Annotated in this window: 2 protein-coding genes; both read left to right on the plus strand. The window is 55.3% G+C overall.

The window, feature by feature from the left end:
• The coding region (locus AC3WOS_RS28440; protein ID WP_492720674.1) for a phospholipase A2 family protein at positions 1-837 on the plus strand (837 nt) is incomplete at its 5' end.
• 29 nt (positions 838-866) lie between these two features.
• Positions 867-1,979, plus strand: coding sequence for a hypothetical protein (locus tag AC3WOS_RS28445; RefSeq protein ID WP_492720676.1), 1,113 nt, complete (start codon positions 867-869; stop codon positions 1,977-1,979).
• Positions 1,980-2,165: the final 186 nt, after the last annotated feature.

Consider the following 2,165-nt stretch of genomic DNA (forward strand, 5'->3'; position numbering starts at 1 on the left):
GACCTGGGCGCCGGCGTCATCAAGGCCGGCTGGCATTGCGGCGGCAATCCGAACCCGTCGGGCTCGGCGGGGACTTGTCCGACTTGCCAGAAATGCGCGGGTTCCAGCTGCGCAGCCGATGACAGCCAGACGCCACCTCAAGTGGCGCCCACGGATTGCAAAAAACAGGTATGCCGCGCCGCTGCTGTTGCGACCATTAACGACGATACAGAAAAGACTGGGCAGGACTGCAAGGAATGTAAAAATGGAAAGCCGACGCCGATTATCCTACCTAACCTGAATCCGAATGATGAGCAGACATGCTGTTTTCAAGGCAACAAAATTCCGAATACTGCGCCATCCTATGATGCCTTGCTTCAGCAATGCGATCCGGGGTTGCGATCGCAGAACGCCTCACTTCACCATTCGATCGACGGTTGTTCAAACTCCCCGGATGACCCAATGGCGCTTAGCAATCCGATTACTCAGCTGAATCGCCCAGGAACATCAACACGATTTGGAGGTCCGGAGGCCACGCCTCCGACGTCTGGCGCGGGGGCGCCAGGCCTAAATCTTCCCTGCAACTGGCATGACGTGTGTTACCAAAGCTGTGGAAATACGCAGAACAGCTGTGATTCCGAGCTAAGAGAACGTATCAGGAATGTCTGCGATAGGGCTTACAGTCTACCAAATCCTTACGCCGACGGTAGCGCAAATTCTTATGAGTATGAAGACGAACGGAGCGAATGCATGGGATATGCCGTCGTTTATTTCAGAGCAGTACAGCGACTCGGGACAACAGCATACAAAGAGCGTCAACAGCAATATTGTACTTGCTGCCGTCCCAAAAATCGTTAATTGCACGCCACAGCGCGCAGGAGGATCTAATGCATAAGAGAACTGTGATATTAACGCTGATGCTGCTCATGACTGCGGCCTGCTCGGCCCAAGCCGAACCAGTCACCGGTGCAGGAGAAAATCTTGAAGCGCTCGCAGTACACCCATCAGGTGACGGGACGCGGATTGTTATATTAGCCGGACGCAGGCCAATGGGCCAAGATTCCGGAGCATATTCAGAGATCGGTCTGATCGACACCAGCGTCGAGGGCGGGGCTGGAAAGTTCTTTGCCCTGCCAGAGCTGGCCGGTACATGGTCCGGCGATTTCCAATCATCATTTTCTGCCACCGGGGACATCTATTTTGCCAAGGCAGTAGGAACAGACCGTCTTCGCGTTGGGCGATCGCGAGGCCAGCGATTTTCTTCCACAACTGTACAACTGCCGGAGGGAGCACGGGCGGGCGAGCTGCAAGTTCTGTCGCTGGCGCCGGACGAGCAGGACAACATCAAGATTGCCCTACGTGTCGCCGGAAAGGGCACGCTGCTAACGCTACTGCCGGATTTTTCGATCAAGCAAATTCGGACCATCCCGGACTCAGACGCATTTCAGTCCATATTAAAATTGCCGACGGAAGAGCGGTACGTCATCTCGACAGTGACTGGCCCCGAAAGCTTTATTGGGAAATACACTAATCACTTGACACTGCGCGGCGCAGATATGTCTACTGTGCTAGCCGCAACAGACGTGACAGGATTGATATCGGATCCATTGGCCAGTGCAGACGGGAACCGCATGGCCCTCATCACCCGCGTAGCAATTCCCGGCTTGGTTACAGCCCATCTGTTTCGTCGCGACCTCACCAAAATCAAGAGCCTGGTCATTGTTCAGGGACGTTCATATCCATGGCCAGCGGACCTGTTACTATCGAATTCAAGGCTGGTAACCTTGCACTTGGAAGACCGCAAGTGCATCGCTACCATAGCGGACAGCCATGACGGCCGCGTACTTGCCCGCCATGTGCTACCTACCCCTACGCAAACTCGCTGTGTTGCCGTCGCCGGTACGCTCAGTGGAACAGCACTTATAGTGGTCAGCACTTACTCAGCTGTGGTTGACGCGGTGAGCAACAGTAAACTGGTGACGTATGTATTGCCAATTTAGTCCGCAACCGGACGATGGCTTGCAGGGCGACGCAACGGCGAACGACCAGGTCTACACACCGGATATCCCGCTGAACGAGACCAGCGCCGGCAATGTCAGCTTTCAAGTGTCGGCGGCCTACAAACGCGAACTGAAACGCACCATGTCCGCGCCCATCGTGCTCTCGGTGATGCCTGCAGCGGCCGT

Source organism: Rugamonas sp. FW305-51, assembly GCF_058786935.1.

Excerpts from the sequence above, each read along its gene's own strand:
- AC3WOS_RS28445 (WP_492720676.1), top strand. The coding sequence starts at position 867 with ATGCATAAGAGAACTGTGATATTAACGCTGATGCTGCTCATGACTGCG.